This window comes from Pseudomonas sp. CM25, from assembly GCF_013179705.1.
Taxonomy (GTDB): domain Bacteria; phylum Pseudomonadota; class Gammaproteobacteria; order Pseudomonadales; family Pseudomonadaceae; genus Aquipseudomonas.
In genome coordinates, this window is record NZ_JABMCW010000577.1 from 1 (window position 1) to 2,005 (window position 2,005).

Consider the following 2,005-nt stretch of genomic DNA (forward strand, 5'->3'; position numbering starts at 1 on the left):
CCCTGGACCAGTATTTGGCGGAAGTGAAGCAAATGCTGGAACATGAGCGGCATAGGAGTGCCAGGCGAGAGTGAAACATCGGCAGCCGCAGCTATTGCCCGCTGGGTTGACTGTATGGCTCCAGTGATATCGCGCTGCGGGCGGCGATTCCACTGAGTACCACGCGCTTACCCGGACTTGCGTGGCGCTTTCTTGCCTCCCCCTTTGCGCGAGGAACTGGCGTTGTCGCTGGCTTTCTCGCGCATGGTCACCGAGGCCAGGCGGTGCGGCAGAATACCGATGCGCCGCGCCTCCACCTTGAACGTCACCCGTGCGTTGTCCTCGCTGTCCTCCCATTCCTCCTTGACCGTGCGCCCTTCAACCAGGACACGCATGCCTTTCTGGTACAGCGTGGCCCAGTGTTCGGCGTCGCGGTTCCAGAGCTCGACGGGCGCCCAGTAGCCGCCGCGATCCTCGTAGCCGCCTTCGCGTGGTACCGGGTTGTCGAAATAGACATTCAGCCGCAGTAGGCGCCGCGGCTCATCCGGGTTGGTGTTGAACTCTTGAAATTCAGGAACGCTGCCGATGTTGCCTTCACCAACAAACAAAGTACTCATGGGGGTTACTCCACGGTGGGGGAACGGGTTAGGGCAAGCTCGGCGGCCTCGAGCTTGCTGGCACCGGTGATGGCCTGGCGATACAGCGACTGCAGGCTGCTCATCTGCAGGTTCAGCACCACACGGTTGGTCTCCAGCTGATACAACGCCTGCCGCAGCTCAGGGTGCAGCCGCGGCTGAACCACCGTCTCCTGCCACACCTGCACGCCCATGCGCAGAAAATCCGGGCTGCGCCAGCGCAGGAAATCGGTGCCCGTCGCGCTGTGCTGGACGACCAAACGCAGGTCCAGCAACGAGAAGGGTGGCTGGGCCATGACCGCCAGCATCACCGCCATCAACTCGGCGACCTGGGTGCGCAGGCGCAGGATCGACTCGGCGAACTGCTGCAGCTCCCCCTTACCCTTAAAAGGCTTTAAAAGGCCTTTTAGGGAGGCACCTTGTGCGAACTCGCGATAGGCATCGGCGGACAAACGCCGGGCAATGGCTTCGGCCAGGGTCATGCCTCACCCCCGTCGTCCGGGGTGTCGGCGGTGGGCTGCTCCTCGGCTTCGGCCGGATTAGGGCCTTCGAGCTCGGACGGCGCTTTGCTGCGGGCGATTGGCGGGGCGAACTGGGAGCGGCGCGTCCCTTCGAGAATGTCCTGCGGCAGGGTGCCGAACTTGTCGATGGCTTCGCGGGCGCGAGCGTTGTTGGCGGCCATGTCGTCGCGGTTCACCCCGGCCAGGCGGTAGCGCTGCGCCAGGCCAAACAGGCTGCGCAGCAGATGTGCGCCGCCATCGATCCAGGACTCCATGTCGCCTCGGCCGATCAGCGCCGTATGGTGGGCGAGCAGCACCCGCCGGACCAAGGTGTCGTAGTCGGTGAGCAGGTAGATCGCGAGAAAGCCCAGCTGGCTGCCAATGAACAGCGGCAGGGTGACGGGGTGGATGTTGAGGTTGTCGCCGACATCGACTTGCGTGGGCAGAGCCCGTTCTACGCGGCTCATTTGCTGCGTCAACGTGGCCATGTCCAACCTGGCCTGCAGCAGCTTTGCTTCCAGCTGCAGCATGAACCAGTCCGCGTACGGATCACCTTGGCTGCTGGCGTGCTTGAGCAGGTTGGTGACGCTGATGTAACCGGGCATGCCCAGGATCGGGTGTACCCCGTCGCGGCCGCTGCGCCCCTGCCACAGCCGTGCCGCATGGTGGGTGTGAAGGGTGAGGGTGATGCTGCTGCGCAGTGAGCCCAGGTTGAGTTGGTAGTGATCGACCATCGCCAATACCTCGCCGTCGGAATGACGCCGACGATGGGCCTAACCCTGGCCGGCGACGCGAATCATCGCGAAGGTGGTGCGGTCACATTTCCGGAACGGTGGACGTTGCTGGAATCAATGGCATCGGCATTATGTCCACCGAGTTCCAGCCCTATGT

General features: G+C 63.5%; 3 protein-coding genes. All 3 read right to left on the bottom strand.

Features of this window, described 5'->3' with window-relative positions; all coding sequences use genetic code 11:
* Positions 1–167: 167 nt before the first annotated feature.
* Genes HP546_RS29600 through HP546_RS29610 form a run of 3 tightly spaced genes read right to left on the bottom strand, consistent with a single transcriptional unit; the run spans position 168 to position 1,848 of the window.
* On the bottom strand, positions 168–596 hold the full coding sequence (locus HP546_RS29600; RefSeq protein ID WP_172233244.1) for a single-stranded DNA-binding protein: 429 nt from the start codon (positions 594–596) through the stop codon (positions 168–170).
* A gap of 5 nt (positions 597–601) precedes the next feature.
* Positions 602–1,096 (bottom strand): DUF3158 family protein, encoded by a 495-nt coding sequence (locus HP546_RS29605; protein ID WP_172233247.1) that lies wholly within the window; start codon positions 1,094–1,096, stop codon positions 602–604.
* Positions 1,093–1,848 carry a PFL_4669 family integrating conjugative element protein gene (locus HP546_RS29610; protein WP_172233250.1) on the bottom strand — a complete coding sequence of 252 codons (756 nt, stop codon included), beginning with the start codon at positions 1,846–1,848 and terminating at the stop codon, positions 1,093–1,095. Before HP546_RS29610 ends, HP546_RS29605 begins: the two co-directional genes overlap by 4 nt.
* Positions 1,849–2,005: the final 157 nt, after the last annotated feature.

Coding starts and splice junctions, on each gene's coding strand:
- HP546_RS29600 (WP_172233244.1), bottom strand. CDS start 596: ATGAGTACTTTGTTTGTTGGTGAAGGCAACATCGGCAGCGTTCCTGAA.
- HP546_RS29605 (WP_172233247.1), bottom strand. CDS start 1,096: ATGACCCTGGCCGAAGCCATTGCCCGGCGTTTGTCCGCCGATGCCTAT.
- HP546_RS29610 (WP_172233250.1), bottom strand. CDS start 1,848: ATGGTCGATCACTACCAACTCAACCTGGGCTCACTGCGCAGCAGCATC.